The following is a 15,445-nucleotide window of genomic DNA, read 5'->3' as shown; positions in this document are numbered from 1 at the left end:
TTACCAGGTGACTGGCAGCGAGGTGACGCCGAAGGCGAAGTGGTCGGATTTGAATTCGATCTGGTCGATGTCCGTGGCCAGCGCCAGCGTGGGAATGCGCCTGTAGAGCGTGCCGTAGACGATCTGCAGTTCGGCGCGGGCGAGTTGCTGGCCGACGCATTGGTGGATGCCGAAGCCGAAAGCGTGGTGCTGACGGGCCTCGCGGTGCAGGTCGAGGCGCTCGGGCGACGGGAAGACGCTGGGGTCCCAGTTGGCTACGGGCAGCGGCACGATGATGCCTTCCCCGGCGCGGATTGTCTGCCCGGCGATCTCCACGTCCTCGGTGGCGATGCGGCGCAGCCCGTGCTGGGCGATGGACAGGTAGCGCAGCATTTCCTCGACGCCGTCGGCGATGACCCGAGGGTCGTCGGAGTCACGGAACACCGCGAGCTGCTCGGGGTTCTGCAGCAGGGCGAACGTGCCGAGGGCGATCATGTTGGCGCTGGTCTCGTGCCCGGCGATGAGCAGCACCACGCCCATCTGGGCGGCTTCGGCCACGGTGAGCTCGCCCGCCGTGACCCGCTCGGCGATATCGAACACCCAGCCCTCGCCGGGCGAGTACATGCGTTCGGCGATCAGCTTGGCGAGATACTCGCCCAGTTCTCGCCCGGCGCGCTCACCTTCCTCCGTGGTGGCGTGCCGGTCGACCGCGACGACGGCATTGCGCTGGAAGAACTCGTGGTCTTCGTAGGGCACGCCCAGCATCTCGCTGATCATCAGCGTCGGCAGGGGCAGCGCCAGCGCGGTGACCAGGTCGGTCGGGTTCGGCCCGAGCAGCATCGCGTCGATCAGGTCGTCGGTGATCCGCTGGATCGCCGGGCGCAGGGCCTCGACCCGCTTGAAGGTGAACGGGAACGTCATCAGCCGCCGGAACCGGGTGTGTTCGGGGGCGTCGGAGTTGAAGACGGTCAACGGCCGGTGGGCCACGTTCTCGGCCATGTTCAGGTTCTGGTGCGGGAAGCCGGGCAGCCGCTCGTCGGCGCTGAACCGCGTGTCGGACAGCACTGCCCGTTGCTCGGCGTGGCCGGTGATGAACCAGTGTGTGCTGCCGTCCCAGATCCGTGCCTTCGAGATGGGTGCCTCGGCCTGGGCTTCGCGTTGCTGGGGCGGCGGGCTGAACGGGCAACCGGCGGCGCGGGCGGTGGGGAACTCGAGTGTCTCGGTCATGACTCCTCCTGAATGGTGATGGCCAGCGCGGGGCAGACGGCGGCGGCGTGCCGGACGTCGGCCGCGAGATCGGCGGGTGGGTTTTCGTTGAGCAGAATGACGATTCCGTCCTCGTCACGCTGGTCGAACACAGCGGCCGCGGCGGCCACGCACTGTCCTGCTGCGACACATTTGGCTTCGTCGATGAGCACCTTCATGGGATTCTCCTTACTGGACTGTGGCGAGCGCGTTGACGATTTCCACGCGGCGCAAGCGGGCCTGCTTGGGCATGTTCCAGCCCACGATGCCGGTGACCCGGCCGTACCGGCTGTAACGAGCGACGAACCGGCCGTCCGCGATGTCTCCGTCCACAATGGTCACGTCGGCGCCTGTCGGAACCGTGCCGTGGACCTGGATCTTGACGTCGAACTGGTCGGTCCAGAAGTAGGGGACCGGGGTGTAGGGCTCGTCGGCGCCGAGGATGGTGCCGGCGACGGCCGCGGCCTGTTCCGTGGCGTTCGTACGGTTCTCCAAGCGGATCAGGGTGCCGAGATGTTCGTCGTACCAGCGGGCGACGTCTCCGACGGCGTAGATTCCTTCCGCTGCCCGGCAACGGGAATCGCAAACAATTCCATTGTCGACCGTCAGGCCGCTGCCCGCGAGCCAGTCGGTGGCCGGGACGCCGCCGACGGCCACCACAACGACATCGGCCGGGAGTTGCTCGCCGGTGTCCAAGCGCACTCCTACGACCCGGCCATCGCGGCTGGGCAGCCCGGTGACTCCGGTACCGAGCCGAAGCCGTACGCCGCGATCGGTGTGCAGGTCACCCAGCAGGCAGGCGACCGCAGGGCCGAGCTGGGCGGCCATGGGGGCCAGCTGTGGGCCGACCATAGTGACGTCCAGCCCCAGGGTGCGTGCCGTCGCGGCGATCTCGGCGCCCAGAACGCCCTCTCCGACGACGACCAGCCGTGAGGCCGCCAGCAGGTCCGCACGCAGGGCGAGGGTGTCTTCGAGCGTCCGCAGCACGTGGACGCCCGTCAGCCCATCCTGCCCCGCAAGGGTCCGGGCTCGCACGCCGGTGGCGATCACGATCGAGTCGGCTCGCAGGTCACGGCCGGATTCGGTGTGCACAGTGCGGGTCGCCGCGTCGAGACCGGCCGCGGGATCGCCGAGAACGAACTCCACGTCCAGTTCGGACAGTGCCGTGGCCGGTCGGAGCGTTGCTCGCTCGGGTTCCCACTGGCCCGACAGGACCTGCTTGGACAACGGTGGCCGGTCGTAGGGCAGGTGCCGCTCTGCGCCCAGAACGGTCAGCTTGCCTTGATATCCCTTGCGCCGCAGTGACTCCGCAGTGGACAGTCCGGCCGCGCTGCCGCCGACGATGAGAACGCTGTTCATGGTTTTCTCCTAGGAAGCTTGACGCAGGACGAGTCCGGAGGCGGCGCCCAGGGCGACGACGCCGAGGCCGATTCCGGTCATGAGGCCGGCCGCGCCACCCACGAGCAGGAATGCGAGGGCACCGGCTGCGAAGTTGAAGAGGAACAGGAACCACAACACGGGCCGCGAGGACAGGAACGACCTGATCGGCTCCCGGCGGGCCAGGAAGTACCCGGACACCAGCGAGATGAGGACCATGGTGACGCTGGCCATGGTCTCCTGTGTGTGGTCGAAGATCAGGTGCGAAACGGACACCGTGCCGAGCAGTCCGAACACGAACACGAGCCCGAGCACCCACGACACCAGCGTTTTCACGATTGCGTCCTTTCCGGACGGACCAAGTGGATTTGCTGGTGACTACTTTTCCCGTGCGGGCTCGTCGGCAGCAGCGGGCACAGTCCCGAATCGATGGTGTAGACCGCTACACCATGACGGTGACGCTCGCCTGCCCCCGTTGGTGTCCTCGGTCGCCTAGCCTCATCACATGCGTGAGACGGTGCGGCGAGCAGGCCGGGCCACGGTTCTGCTGGCCAAGACGGCGGGCATGGCGTTCGGTTCTTACCTGTTCATCACTTTTCTGCTGATCGCGATAGTCGGCACGGTCGTGGTGATCGGGATCGGAGCCCTGCCTGAGTCGGTTCTCATGGTGCGCAAGTTCGCCGCGGCCAAGCGGCGTTACGTGGCCGAATGGACGGGCAGGGAGATCCCTGAGGCGTACCAGCCCTTGCCCACCAAGCTCAAGGACAGTGTGCGCGCGGTCCTCCGCGATCCCTGTACGTACGCCGACCTGCGGTGGATGTTCGTCCACTATGCCTACAGCCTGCTTGCCTACCTGGCGGTGCTGCTGTGGCCGGTCGGGCTGGTCGTGGACGGTGTCTGGTGTAGGCTGTTCCGCCGGAACGCGGTGGTGCTGCCGTTGATCAACCGGCTCGCCGATCTTGACGCCAAATGGTCCGAGGCCCTGCTCAAGCCCCCGCCGAAGGCACGGCTGGCCCAGCGGGTCGAGCAACTGACCGAGACCAGGGCGGGCGCGATCGCCGCGCACGGCGCCGAACTGCGTCGCATCGAACGGGACCTGCATGACGGTACGCAGGCGTGCTTGGTCTCGCTGTCGATGCGTATCGGTCTGGCCAAGCGGATGTACGACCGCGACCCGCAGTCCGGCCGCAAGATGCTGGACGAGGCGCAGGCGCTCGCCGAACAGGCGCTGACCGAGCTACGGACCGTCGTGCGCGGCATCCACCCGCCAATCCTCACCGACCGTGGGCTGGTCGGCGCGGTCCAGGCGCTTGCGGCCGGTAGCGCGCTGCCTGTCGCGGTACGAGTGGACGGTGTCGAAGAGGGGACACGGGCACCCGCCGCGATCGAGGCGGCCGCGTACTTCGTGGTGGCCGAGGCGTTGACGAACGCGACGAAGCACAGCGGCTGCGATCGGGTCGAGATCTGTCTCGTCCAGACAGGCACCAGCCTGCGCGTGGCGGTGCGTGACGACGGGCGGGGCGGGGTCGAGAATCTCCCGGAGGCCTCGGGCAGCGGCCGGGAGACGGATGGGACCGGGCTGGTCGGCATGCGTCGCCGGGTCGCCGCCATGGACGGGACCATGACCGTGATCAGCCCTGCCGGAGGACCGACGGTGATCGATGTGGAGCTGCCGTGCGTGTGGTGATCGCGGAGGACAACGCCCTGCTGCGGGAGGGCCTGGTCCTGCTGCTCACGTCGGCCGGGCACGACGTGGTGGCCGTGCTGAGCGCCGGGCCGGAGATCCTGCCCGCGTTGCTGGAGCACCGCCCGGACGCGGCCGTGCTCGATGTCCGGATGCCGCCCGACTACCGGGACGAAGGCCTGCGTGCGGCGCTGGCGGCGCGTATGGAGCTGCCTGATCTGCCGGTGCTCGTGCTCTCGCAGTACGTCGAGCAGACGTACGCCGCGGAGTTGCTGGGTGGTGGCGCGAGCGGTGTGGGCTACCTGCTCAAGGACCGGGTGGGCCGGGTCGACGAGTTCCTGGAGGCGCTGGACCGGGTCGCGGCCGGTGGCACGGCACTCGACCCGGAGGTGGTCACCGAGCTGCTCGCCCGCCGCCGGGATTCGCCCCTGGACTCGCTGACCCCGCGTGAGCTGGAGGTCCTCAAACTGATGGCAGAGGGGCAGGACAACACGTCCATCAGCGAGACTCTGGTGATCACGGAGCGGTCGGTCAGCAAGCACATCGGCAACGTGTTCGGCAAACTCGGTCTGCCGCAGAGCGAAAGCGGGCACCGGCGTGTGGTGGCCGTGCTGACATACCTGAACAATTCGTGAAGGCAGCCGGATCGAGGGGAACCCCGCAATGCGCGCCAAGCTGAACGCCACGAAAACCCGGGCCGCGTTGCGCAATTCGGCACGCATCTCGCTGCAGATGCTGTTGATCCTGCTGCTGATGGGCGTGGGGCTGTGGCTGCTGGGCTGGATGTGGCCGGTCGTCTGGCCGTTGGTGATCGGTCTGCTGCTCGCGACACTCACCTGGCCGATGACCCGGTTCCTGCGCAAGCGCAGGTGGCCGCCCGCGCTGGCGGCCTCGGTCGTGACGATCCTGTTCCTCGTGGGGTCGGCCGGCATCCTGGCGCTGATCGCGGTGCCGGTGGCGTCCCAGTCCGGTGAGCTGGTCGACGGCGTGGTCGACGGCATCCAGCAGTTGCGGCAGTGGGCGTCCGGGCCGCCGCTGAACATCGGCGACGACCAGATCAGCAGCGCGCTGGACACGGCGGTCGCCCGTATCCAGGACAGCATCGGCAACATCCTCAACGCCGCCGTCACCGGGGTCGGCGCCGTGGCGAACGGCCTGATCACCGCCGTTCTGGCGCTCTTCCTGATGTTCTTCTTCCTCAAGGACGGACCACGGTTCCTGCCCTGGCTGTCGCGGCAGCTGCCTGGCCGTCTCGCCTCGGATGTCCCGGCCGTGGCCGAGCGCTGCTGGCACACGCTCAGTTCGTTCGTAAAGTCCCAGGCGTTCGTGGGCCTGCTGGACGGCGTGTTCATCGGTCTCGGCCTGTGGATCGTGGGTGTACCGTTAGTGCTTCCGCTGGCGGTCCTCACGTTCGTGGCCGCGTTCGTGCCCATCGTGGGTGCGTTGTTCGCCGGTGTCGTCGCGGTCCTTATCGCGCTGGTGTCCAACGGCCTGACGGACGCGCTGATCGTGCTCGCCATCATCATCGCGGTGCAGCAACTCGAAGGAAACGTGTTCCAGCCCATGCTGCAGAGCCGCAGCCTGGGCCTGCACGCGGGAGTGGTGCTGCTGGCAGTCACCCTGGGCGGCAGCCTGACGGGCATCACCGGCAGCCTGCTCGCCGTGCCGGTCGCCGCCATGATCGCGGTGGTGTGGGGCTATATCCGGGAGCAGCTCAGCGATCCGGTGGAGGAGCCTGAAGCGGTACGCGACGAGCTTCCGTAACGCCGTGGAACGTGAGTATTGTTCGGGTTGGCTGAGTGTTAACGTTAACATCATGATCGGTTCGCCTGCTTGACGGATGTGTCGCGCAGACTGCGCGCCTGCTCGACCTCACCACTTGGAACGCCAGGAGCCGCGCATGCCCACCTCGATCATGATCAACCGGCGGGCCGTGCTGCGCCGCTCCGCGCTGCTTTCCGTCGGCCTGCTGGTGGGCCCCGCGGCCGTGCAGGGCCTTGCCGCGCCGGACACCACCTCGCCCTTTGTGGACTGGTACCGGTCCAACATCGTGGCCAACCAGACGCCGGAGACCAACGCGGCGGTCCGCATCCTCTCCGGAATGCGGCAGCTGTGGCGGACCGGGCCGACGTGGGACACCGGCGTCGTGCTGAACCAGCAAGTGTTGCGTGCCAACATGAACCACTGCGCGCGGATCACCAGGACGCGCACCGATGCCGAAGCCAAACGCGCGTTCATCTTCGACCGCCAGCACCAGAGCTACGCCATGATCGGCGGACTGGGCCCGTGGGCGGAGCTCTACAAGGCGGGCGCGAAAGCCGTCACGAGCATCACCTCCGCACCGGACGGCACGCCGCCGGCGAAGATCGACGACGCCGTTCCGCCAGGCGCGCCTGCCGGGTCGGCACTGGGCGCCGGCTCGCAGGATTCCCAGCTGGGCCAGGTGGTTCGCTTGGTCGACACGGTGCGTGGCCCGTTCGCCTCGGGCAACCCGTCCAAGTTCGCCCACCAGTACCCGCGGCCGTGGCGGATGACCCCGGACAGCAAGGTCGTCCCGACCGGCGCCACGGATTCCCTGGGTTACCCGGTGTACCGGTCCGAGGTGAAGGTCGCCCCGCAGCTGCTGCGTCAGCGCAGCACGACCCCGGCCGAGGACGGCGGCTTCCCCAGCGGCCACACCAATGCGTTCCACCTGGCGGGCCTTGCGCTGGCCTACGCGATTCCCGAGCGGTTCCAGGAGCTCGTGGTGCGGGCCCTCGAACTGAGCGATACCCGCATCGTGTCCGGGATGCACTCGCCGCTGGACGTCATCGGCGGCCGGATCCTGGCCACCGCGCTCGCCGCGGCCACGTTGGCGGACCCGCAGAACGCCGAGCTGAAAGCCGCCGCCCGAGCCCAGGCCGCCAAGTACTTCCAGGACAAGCCCGCCAGCGGCGCTGATCCGTACGCGGACCGTAAGGCCAACGCCGCGATCGTCGCCTCGAAACTGACCTACGAACTACCTCGCAACGGCTCGCATGCGGCGATGACGGTCCCCAAGGGTGCCGAGGTCCTGCTGGAGACGCGGCTTCCGTACCTGTCCGCCGAGCAGCGGCGCGAAGTGTTGCGTACTACGGCACTACCGGCGGGATACCCGGTGCTGGACGGTCCCGAGCAGTGGGGACGGCTCAACCTGTACGCCGCTGCCGACGGCTACGGCGCCTTCGACGACCGCGTGCGTGTGTTCATGGACGCGAGCCGTGGTGGTTTCCACGCCGCGGACACCTGGCGTAACCCGATCGCTGGCAATGGCGGCCTCGTCAAGGCCGGAACAGGCGAACTGACCCTCGCAGGAAGCAACCGTTACCGCGGCGGCACGCGTATCGAAGACGGAACTCTCACCGTCGCGTCGCCAACGGCGCTCGGCAACGGTGACGTCGAGCTTCGGGGCGGTACCTTGCGGCTGGCCGAGGAATGCGCGCAGGTGCAAGGCACCTACCGGCAGGCATACGGCACGACGCTGGCCGTCACGCTCGACGCCTGGTACCGGCCCGCACTCACGGTCTCCCGATCGGTCACCATCGACCAGGGCGTGACCCTGGAGATCACGATCGACCCGTCGCACTGCGGTGCTTTCCTGCCGGTCCTGGCCACGCCTTCGCTGCGGGGCAGGTTCTCGTCGATCAAGCTCCTGACCGCGGGCTTCCGAGCGGTTCCGGTGTACCTGCCGACCGGACTGTCCATCCGGCTCGTGCCAATCCGCTGAACGAGTGAAGGGTGGTGGCAGCCTCAACCCCCGGTAGTGAGGCTGTCACCACATTCACCCCCCGCGACCTGCAAGCTGTCGCACAACCACAATCGGTCAGCGGGTGGTGGCACGGCAAGGGGTTGCCCGTCGCCCATTGGCGAGGAAACAGGGAAACCCGCTCCTGGTTGACGGAGTTGATCGTCCCGTGCCACCCTTTCACTACTTAGTTAGTGAAAGGGTGTTTGACTGTGGGGATGAAATCGGTGGTGGTGGCGTGATCTGGGTGACATGGCGACAGCAACGCATGTCGATCCTCACCATCGCAGGCCTCGTTCTGGTGCTGGCAGGGGTGCTCGTCTATGTGCGGGCCGATGTGATGTCCTTGCTGCCGAACAGGGCCGTGGTCAGCGACAAGTATGAGATCTTCCTGAATGCCTTCACGGCTGTGATGATCGTTGTGCCGCCATTGGCCGGTGTGTTCACCGGTGGGCCGCTGTTCGCTCGTGAGATCGAACAGCGCACACACATCTTCGGGCTGACACAGGCGGTCAGCCGGCGGCGCTGGCTTGTCACGAAACTCGTGATGGCCGGCGGAACTCTCGCAGTCTCGATGATCACGCTCGGGATGGTCGCCGCCTGGGCTCTCGGCCCGCTGAACTTCCTGACGATGTCGAGCAGGCTGAGCAACCCGTCGTTCGAGATCCAGGGCCTGACTGTGGCCGCGTATTCGCTCGCGGCGTTCACCATCGGCGCGGTTCTGGGACTGCTGCTGCGCAATACCCTGGCCGCCATGGTCGTCACCATCGTGGCCTACGCCATCCTGCTGTCAGTAGCCATCATGGTCCGGCCTTACTATGCCGAGCCCACCCGTGTCGAAACTCCGCTCACATCAGCACCGGACGTGGATCCCTTCGAAACGTGGGCACTCGGTGGCGGCTACCTGGACGCCAACGGCAAGAAGGCGGACCGCGAGCTGTGCCTGCAAGCCGGGAAGGAGACACTCGACTGCCTGCGGGAGCACGGGGTCGTCGGTGTCTTCACCGATGTGCACCTGCCCGGCCAGTTCTGGCGGTTCCAGCTGACCGAGTCAGCCCTGTTCCTGATGCTGAGCGCCGGGCTGCTGGGTGCGGGCGTGCCGATCGCCCGGCGCAGGCTCAGCTGACGCCGGTTCGCAGTGGGGCACCGGCGCGGTGCAGGTGACGCAGGGCCTCGCGATACGAGTTGATCAAGCCGGTCTCGTGGTAGGGCACACCGATCTGTGCGCAGTAGTCGCGGACGATCGGCTGTGCCCGGCGGAGGTTGGGCGTCGGCATGCTGGGGAAGAGGTGGTGTTCGATCTGGTAGTTCAGCCCGCCCAGCGCGAGGTCGATCATCCGGCCACCACGGACGTTGCGGGAGGTCAGGACCTGGCGGCGCAGGAAGTCCGGCCGGTCGTTGCCGGTCAGCGTGGGCATGCCCTTGTGGTTGGGCGCGAAGATGCACCCCATGTAGACGCCCCACAGTCCTTGGTGCACGGCGAGGAAGACCAGAGCCTTGTCCGGGGACAGCACGAGGAACAAGGCGACGAGGTAGCCCGCGAAGTGTGTGAACAGCAGCGCGGCCTCCGTCCACCGGTGCTTCAACTCAGGGCGCCACAGCGAACGAACACCTGACACGTGCAGGTTGAGCCCTTCCAGCGTGAGCAGCGGGAAGAACAGCAAGGCCTGCCGGCGGCCGATCACCCTTGCCAGGCCCCGGCTGGCCCGGGCTTGGCGCTGGGACCAGACCAGAATGTCGGGAATCACGTCCGGGTCGAGCTCCTCGTGGTTGGGATTGGCGTGGTGGCGGGTGTGTTTGTCCATCCACCAGCCGTAACCCATGCCGATACCGAGGTTGCCGAGCAGCCGCCCGGCGATCTCGGTGGGCCGCCGGGCCCGGAACACCTGCCGGTGCGCCAGATCGTGCGCGGCCAGGGCCATCTGCCCGAACATCGCGGCGAAGAACACCGCGACGAGCAACTGCCACCAGGAATCCCCGACGTAGAGGAACGCCGCTATGCCCGCCGCGTACAGGCCGGCCAGCGCACCGAATCTGGCGACGTAGTAGCCGGGCCGCCGGTCGAGCAGGCCCGCCCGCGCCACCAGGCGGGACAACCTGGCGAAATCACTGCCCGTCCTGGGATCCGGCGACAGCGCATCGTCGATGATCATTACCCCAGTCTGGGATCGCCACTCAGCCCGCGACATGGGCCCAGCACCCCGATCGATCGGGGGGAAGACCCTACCGTCACCAGGATTCCCACCGGAGCCGGCGGGCAAGGCCCGCCGGCGTCACATTTCATTGCAGCCGGTGCCAGTAGACCTGTCCGCTCGGACCGGTTATCACGAGGTTGCCGTCGTTCTGTACAAGGAACAGGTTGGCGGCTGTGCCGTTCGTGGCAACGTGCCACAACGCGACCCCGTTCGCGCGGTACAAAACGAAGTTGCCGTCACTCTGGAAAATCGCGAACGCTCCGGGATTGCCGCCTGTGGAGCTGTGCCAGATCGCTTGGCTCGCCTGGTTGTAGAGCACCAGGTTGCCATCGCTTTGCATGGCCAGGGTGTACAGGCCGTTCTGCGAGCGCAGAACCTGGCCCGACGACAGCGATTGACCGCGGATCAGGCGGTCCGGACCGGGCGCGGGCGCCGGTGGCGTCGGGTGGGCGACAAAGAGCATCCGGTTCGGTGAGCCTGGGCCAGGATTGCCGACCAGGCCCATGGTCGCGTTGGCGTACAGGGTGCCGGCGACCTGTTGCGGGTTCAGGCCAGGGTTCGCGCTCAGCACGAGTGCCGCGGCACCGGCCACGTGCGGGGCGGCCATCGACGTTCCACTGAGGACAGCCGCGCTAGCGTCGTTGTCCTTGCCCGCGGAGGGGATGTTCACGCCGGGGGCGAAGATGTCGGTGCAGGCGCCGAAGCTCGAGAACGAGGCCCGGAAGTCGTTGGGATCGGTGGCGTTGACGGTGATCACCTCACCCATCCGGGCCGGGGTGGACGCGCAGGCGTCGGCGCCCGAGTTGCCGGAGGCGACGGTGTACACGATGCCGTCGGCGACGGAGTTTCGGATCGCGGTTTCGATCGTCGGCACGGCTGTGGCGAATCCGAGGCTCATGTTGGCGACCGCCGGGCCGGACGTGTGGTGCGCGGTGACCCAGTCGACGCCGTTGAGGACAGCCGAGGCGTTGATGTTGCCCAGGCAGTCCCCGACCTTGACCGAGACCAGCAGCACGCCTTTGGCCACTCCGAAGGACGCGCCACCGACAGTCCCGGCGACGTGCGTGCCGTGGCCGTAGCAGTCGGTGTTGGGTCCGCCGAACGTGTTGACGCCGAAGAAGGCCCGGCCACCGAACTCCTGGTGGGTGATCCGGATGCCACTGTCGATGATGTAGGCGACGACATTGGACGCGGTGTTCGGGTAGGTGTAGCTGCCCAGCAGTGGCCGGATGCGCTGGTCGATCCGGTCGAGACCGTGTGACGGCGGGTTGAACTGTGTGGCGTCGACGGAGCCGGTGACGTCCTGCTGGACACGCAGCACCGCGGGATCGGCGGCCAGCCGCCGGGCAGCGGCCTCGGTCAAGGTTGCCGCGAATCCGTGTACAGCGTGTCGATAGGTGTGTGTCACGGTGGCGCCATACCGGCTGGCCACTGACTCGGCGGTGCGGGAGCGCGCGCTGCCCTTGAGTTCGACGATGTAACTGTCCTTGATGGCGTTCGGGACGCCCGCGCCGAGAATCGTGCCCTCGGCGGCGGCCGCCGGTGCAGCGAGACCGAGGACCAACACGACCCCGGTGACGATAGATGACCAGACCGGCCACCTGCGAACCTGCGTCATCGGATTCCTCCGGAGTAAGGGAATGCCCGGCCGACGGCCGAAGCGCGCCGACACTAGCCGCGGGCACTGATTTTCCGCTGATTCCGCACTGATTCCAGGGGGATGCGATTACGGCCCGGCCGTCCGGCGCGATAGATCACCCAGGCAGGTCTTCGTTATGAGAACGGGGTTTTGGCTGTGCGGTTTCGGTTGCTTGGGCCGCTGGAGGTGTGGGACGGCGTGGCCTGGTCGGAGGTCGGTCCGGCCCGGCAACGAACCGTGCTCGCGGTTCTGCTGATCGAGGCGGGACGCGTGGTGAGGACCGACCGGCTGGTGGACGAGATCTGGGGTGAAAGTCCGCCCAGGACGGCCACGAACGCGTTGCAGGGGCACGTAATGCGGTTGCGGCGGTTGATGGGGGACAGCTGCCCGCTTGTCACCACGAGACAGGGTTACCAGTTGTTGGCCGAGGACGATGACCTGGACACATCGGTGTTCGGCAGGCTCGTCGAGTGCGGCAAACGGCATCTGGCGCAGAGCAGACCGTACGAGGGCGCGACGCGGCTGGCCGAGGCGCTCGCGTTGTGGCGCGGGCCTGCACTTGCCGACGTTCCGGGATGTCCGACCGTCGACACAGCAACGCAATGGCTCGAACAATGCCGGCTCAACGCGGCGGAGGACCGCATCGAGGCCGAACTCTCGCTCGGCCGGCACGCGGAGGTCGTCGACGAGCTGTACCGGCTGGTCAGCGAAGCCCCGCTGCGTGAACGACTGCTCGCGCAACTGATGCTTGCCTTGGTCAAATGCGGCCGACGTGGTGAGGCACTGGACGCCTACCACGCGGGCCGCAGCGCCCTGATGGACGATCTCGGCGTCCTGCCCGGAACACCGTTACTCGAACTTGAAAAGGAGATCCGGGCCGGCAGCGGGATCACCACGACGGCGGTCCGAGTCGTTCCCGCACAGTTGCCGGCCGACGTCTCCGGGTTCACCGGCCGGACGGTCTACCTGGAAAAGCTGGACAAGAGCCTGCCCACCGGTTCCCACTTGGGGATCGTGACGATCACCGGTGCTGCCGGGGCCGGAAAGACTGCTCTGGCAGTACATTGGGCTCATCGCGTGCGGCACAGGTTTCCCGACGGCCAGCTGTACGTGAATTTGCGCGGATACGCCGACGGTGCTTCTTCGCGCCCGCTCGACGTACTCGCCGGGTTCCTGCTCGCGTTGGGAGTGCCCGCGGAGGACATCCCGATCGACGTGGACCTGGCCGCCGCGTTGTACCGCAGCAAGCTCGCCGACACCCGCACCCTGGTGGTGCTCGACAACGCCGGCGATGCCGACCAAGTCCGGCCGCTGCTGCCGGGTGGTCCCGGCTGCATGGTGGTGGTCACCGGCCGCGATCAGTTGCGAGGCCTGGTAGCGCTGGAGGGCGCGCATGCGTTGACTGTGGAAGCGTTGCCGCCCACCGAAGCGATGACCCTGCTCACTCGGTTGCTTGGCGACCGGGTGACTGCCGAGCCGGATTCGGCTGCTGAGCTCGCCAGTCTCTGCGGATGTTTTCCCTTGACGCTGCGGGTTGTTGCGGCAAACCTGTCCGCTCATCCGCAGCAGCTACTGGCCGACTGTGTGGCGATGCTGCGTGACGGTGACCGGCTTGGCGCGTTGGAGGTGGCCGGGGATCGGCGGGCCGGGATTCGTGCCGCGATCGGTCATTCCTATGCGGCGCAACAGGAATCCGCTCGTCAGGTGTTCCGGATGCTTGGCGTGGCGCCCGGTCAGGACGTCACGGTGGCTGCTGTTGCCGCGTTGTGTGCTGTCCCGCTTGACAAAGCCGCTGCCTTGCTGGATCGGTTGGTCGTGGCTCACCTCGTCGAAGAAGACGTGGCCGGACGGTATTCGATGCACGACTTGCTGCGGCTGTATGCCATCGAGCGTGCCGACGCCTGGGAACGTGATCTCGCGCTTGACCGGCTGCTGAGCCATTATCTCGCCAGTGCGGACGCGGCAGCGCGAATGCTGTACCCGGAGAAGCTCCGGCTGCCCGTGCCCGCACATGATCCCGTGTCATTCGAAGACCACGCGCAGGCCATGGCGTGGCTGGACGGGGAACGCCGCAACCTGGTCGCGGCGATCCGGTTCGCCGCAGGCAACGGTCGTCGAGCAATCGCTTGCTTGCTCGCAGACACGCTCCGCGGCTACTTCGACATCCGTATGTACACTGTGGACTGGCTGGCCGTCGCGCAGATCGGCCTGAACTGCGCGGAGCCGGGCGACGGGCGGGCTCAGGCGGCCGCGCAGCTGAGTCTGGCTCTGCTTGCCTGGAAGCAAAGCCGTCATGACCAGGCGGTCGAGCACTACACACACGCTCTTGCGCTCACACAGAGCGTCGGCTGGCTGGCAGGTCATGGTGCCGCGCTGGGCAATCTCGGCAAGGTCTACGCCGATCTCGGCCGGCTCGAACTGGCTGCGGAGCACCACGCCCAGGCACTGGCGATCGACCGCCGGACCGGTGAACTCACCGCGCAGGCAATCAAACTTGGCAACCTGGGCGAGGTCTGTCTCGATCTCGGCCGGCTGGACGACGCGATGAGCGCTCTCACCGAAGCTCTCGACCTGCACCGGCAAGTGGGTTCGCGGGGCAGTGAGTCCATTGTGTTGCGTGCCCTGGCTCTCGTGCACCACGAACGCGGCGACAAAGCCAAGGCGTTCGAGCTGGCGACCGAGGCGGTCACCGTGGCCCGGGGAATCGGCGGCCAGCGTCAGCTCGTCAAGGCGCTGACTGTGTTCGCCGCGATCCATCACGAGTCCGGTGACGACCGGCAAGCCGCGGCTGCCAACAAGGAGGCCCTGGACCTCGCCCAGGAACGCGGTGACCGGTGCGGCGAGATCGAGGCCCGCATAGGCCTTGCCGCCGTGCACAGGATCACCGCTGATGCCGAGCAAGCGATCGCACTCGCTCGTCAGGCAGGTGCTCGCATTCTGGAAGCCAAGGCCCTCACGACACTCGCCGCCATCCAGCTGGACTGCGGCCGGCCTCAGGAGGCGGCGGCCACCGCGCGGGCCGCCATGGCAATCCACTCGGAAACCGGGCACCGGCTGTGGCTCGCGCGGACACGTGCCCTGCTGGACGGCTAGGCCGTGTCGCACCGCTGCTTCAGGCCACTGGTCTCCATCTGCAGGTAACGCCGGGTGAGCCTGCTGCTCAGCGTTCCGACGAGCACCCCGACCGGTCCCTGCTGGACAAGCCGCAGGCTCACCAGCGTGCCCTCGCCGGACGGCTCAATCCGGTGGTGTGCGGTAGTCGTGGCGCCCGGCCCACCGGCCCGCCATACAAACGACCGCTGCTCGACCAACTCGGTAAGTGTCCACACGGTTGCCGGGAACCACGGCTGGCGTATCCGGATCCGCTGCCCCACATGCAGCGGCCCAGGATCGACCCGGGCAATCGACGAGACCGACGCGGTCCACTGTGGCCATGACTCGACGTCCCCCAGCACCTCCCACACCCGCTCCGGCGCCGCGTCGATCAGTACCGACGAGCTCCACTCCATCTCCCGAGGGTAAATGTCTCCGGCGGTGGACGACCAGGCCGCCCACCGCGAGAC

Annotated in this window: 13 protein-coding genes; 6 read left to right on the top strand and 7 right to left on the bottom strand. The window is 67.5% G+C overall.

The window, feature by feature from the left end; genetic code table 11:
* The 4 genes from JOF56_RS53495 to JOF56_RS53480 are packed head-to-tail and all read right to left on the bottom strand — an operon-like array spanning position 1 to position 2,937.
* Positions 1-1,206 (bottom strand): cytochrome P450, encoded by a 1,206-nt coding sequence (locus JOF56_RS53495; protein WP_209647092.1) that lies wholly within the window; start codon positions 1,204-1,206, stop codon positions 1-3.
* The gene (locus tag JOF56_RS53490) at positions 1,203-1,403 is read right to left on the bottom strand and encodes a ferredoxin (RefSeq protein ID WP_209647091.1); all 201 of its coding nucleotides are present in this window, start codon (positions 1,401-1,403) and stop codon (positions 1,203-1,205) included. The genes JOF56_RS53495 and JOF56_RS53490 overlap by 4 nt, the downstream gene beginning before the upstream one ends.
* Before the next feature lie 10 nt (positions 1,404-1,413).
* Positions 1,414-2,583 (bottom strand): NAD(P)/FAD-dependent oxidoreductase, encoded by a 1,170-nt coding sequence (locus JOF56_RS53485; protein ID WP_209647090.1) that lies wholly within the window; start codon positions 2,581-2,583, stop codon positions 1,414-1,416.
* Positions 2,584-2,592: 9 nt separating this feature from the next.
* Positions 2,593-2,937 carry a hypothetical protein gene (locus JOF56_RS53480; protein ID WP_209647089.1) on the bottom strand — a complete coding sequence of 115 codons (345 nt, stop codon included), beginning with the start codon at positions 2,935-2,937 and terminating at the stop codon, positions 2,593-2,595.
* A gap of 169 nt (positions 2,938-3,106) precedes the next feature.
* On the opposite strand from JOF56_RS53480, the gene JOF56_RS53475 reads away from it, so the two are divergent.
* From JOF56_RS53475 to JOF56_RS53455, 5 genes are all read left to right on the top strand, one after another.
* Positions 3,107-4,288: a sensor histidine kinase gene (locus JOF56_RS53475; RefSeq protein ID WP_209647088.1), complete on the top strand. Its 1,182-nt coding sequence runs from the start codon at positions 3,107-3,109 to the stop codon at positions 4,286-4,288.
* Positions 4,276-4,920 (top strand): LuxR C-terminal-related transcriptional regulator, encoded by a 645-nt coding sequence (locus JOF56_RS53470; protein ID WP_209647087.1) that lies wholly within the window; start codon positions 4,276-4,278, stop codon positions 4,918-4,920. The genes JOF56_RS53475 and JOF56_RS53470 overlap by 13 nt, the downstream gene beginning before the upstream one ends.
* Before the next feature lie 28 nt (positions 4,921-4,948).
* Positions 4,949-6,049, top strand: coding sequence for an AI-2E family transporter (locus tag JOF56_RS53465; RefSeq protein ID WP_209647086.1), 1,101 nt, complete (start codon positions 4,949-4,951; stop codon positions 6,047-6,049).
* A 136-nt stretch (positions 6,050-6,185) separates the two neighbouring features.
* Positions 6,186-8,030: a phosphatase PAP2 family protein gene (locus JOF56_RS53460; RefSeq protein WP_245378790.1), complete on the top strand. Its 1,845-nt coding sequence runs from the start codon at positions 6,186-6,188 to the stop codon at positions 8,028-8,030.
* 256 nt (positions 8,031-8,286) lie between these two features.
* The gene (locus tag JOF56_RS53455) at positions 8,287-9,174 is read left to right on the top strand and encodes an ABC transporter permease (protein ID WP_209647085.1); all 888 of its coding nucleotides are present in this window, start codon (positions 8,287-8,289) and stop codon (positions 9,172-9,174) included.
* Here the strand turns inward: JOF56_RS53455 and JOF56_RS53450 are convergent.
* Entirely contained in the window at positions 9,167-10,201 is a 1,035-nt protein-coding gene (locus tag JOF56_RS53450; RefSeq protein ID WP_209647084.1) for a fatty acid desaturase family protein, read from the bottom strand. The two genes, JOF56_RS53455 and JOF56_RS53450, sit on opposite strands and share 8 nt — an antisense overlap.
* Before the next feature lie 127 nt (positions 10,202-10,328).
* Complete coding sequence (locus tag JOF56_RS53445; protein WP_209647083.1) at positions 10,329-11,861, bottom strand: S8 family serine peptidase; 1,533 nt, start codon at positions 11,859-11,861, stop codon at positions 10,329-10,331.
* Positions 11,862-12,038: 177 nt separating this feature from the next.
* Between JOF56_RS53445 and JOF56_RS53440 the strand changes: the two genes are divergently transcribed.
* Positions 12,039-14,975, top strand: a complete 2,937-nt coding sequence (locus tag JOF56_RS53440; protein WP_209647082.1) for an AfsR/SARP family transcriptional regulator — start codon at positions 12,039-12,041, stop codon at positions 14,973-14,975.
* On the opposite strand, the gene JOF56_RS53435 is transcribed toward JOF56_RS53440, so the two are convergent.
* On the bottom strand, positions 14,972-15,391 hold the full coding sequence (locus JOF56_RS53435; protein ID WP_209647081.1) for an SRPBCC family protein: 420 nt from the start codon (positions 15,389-15,391) through the stop codon (positions 14,972-14,974). The genes JOF56_RS53440 and JOF56_RS53435 overlap by 4 nt on opposite strands.
* Positions 15,392-15,445: the final 54 nt, after the last annotated feature.

Source organism: Kibdelosporangium banguiense (assembly GCF_017876405.1).
GTDB lineage: Bacteria > Actinomycetota > Actinomycetes > Mycobacteriales > Pseudonocardiaceae > Kibdelosporangium > Kibdelosporangium banguiense.
Note: the sequence above shows the minus strand (reverse complement) of the source record. Positions and strands in the feature narration are given on the sequence as shown.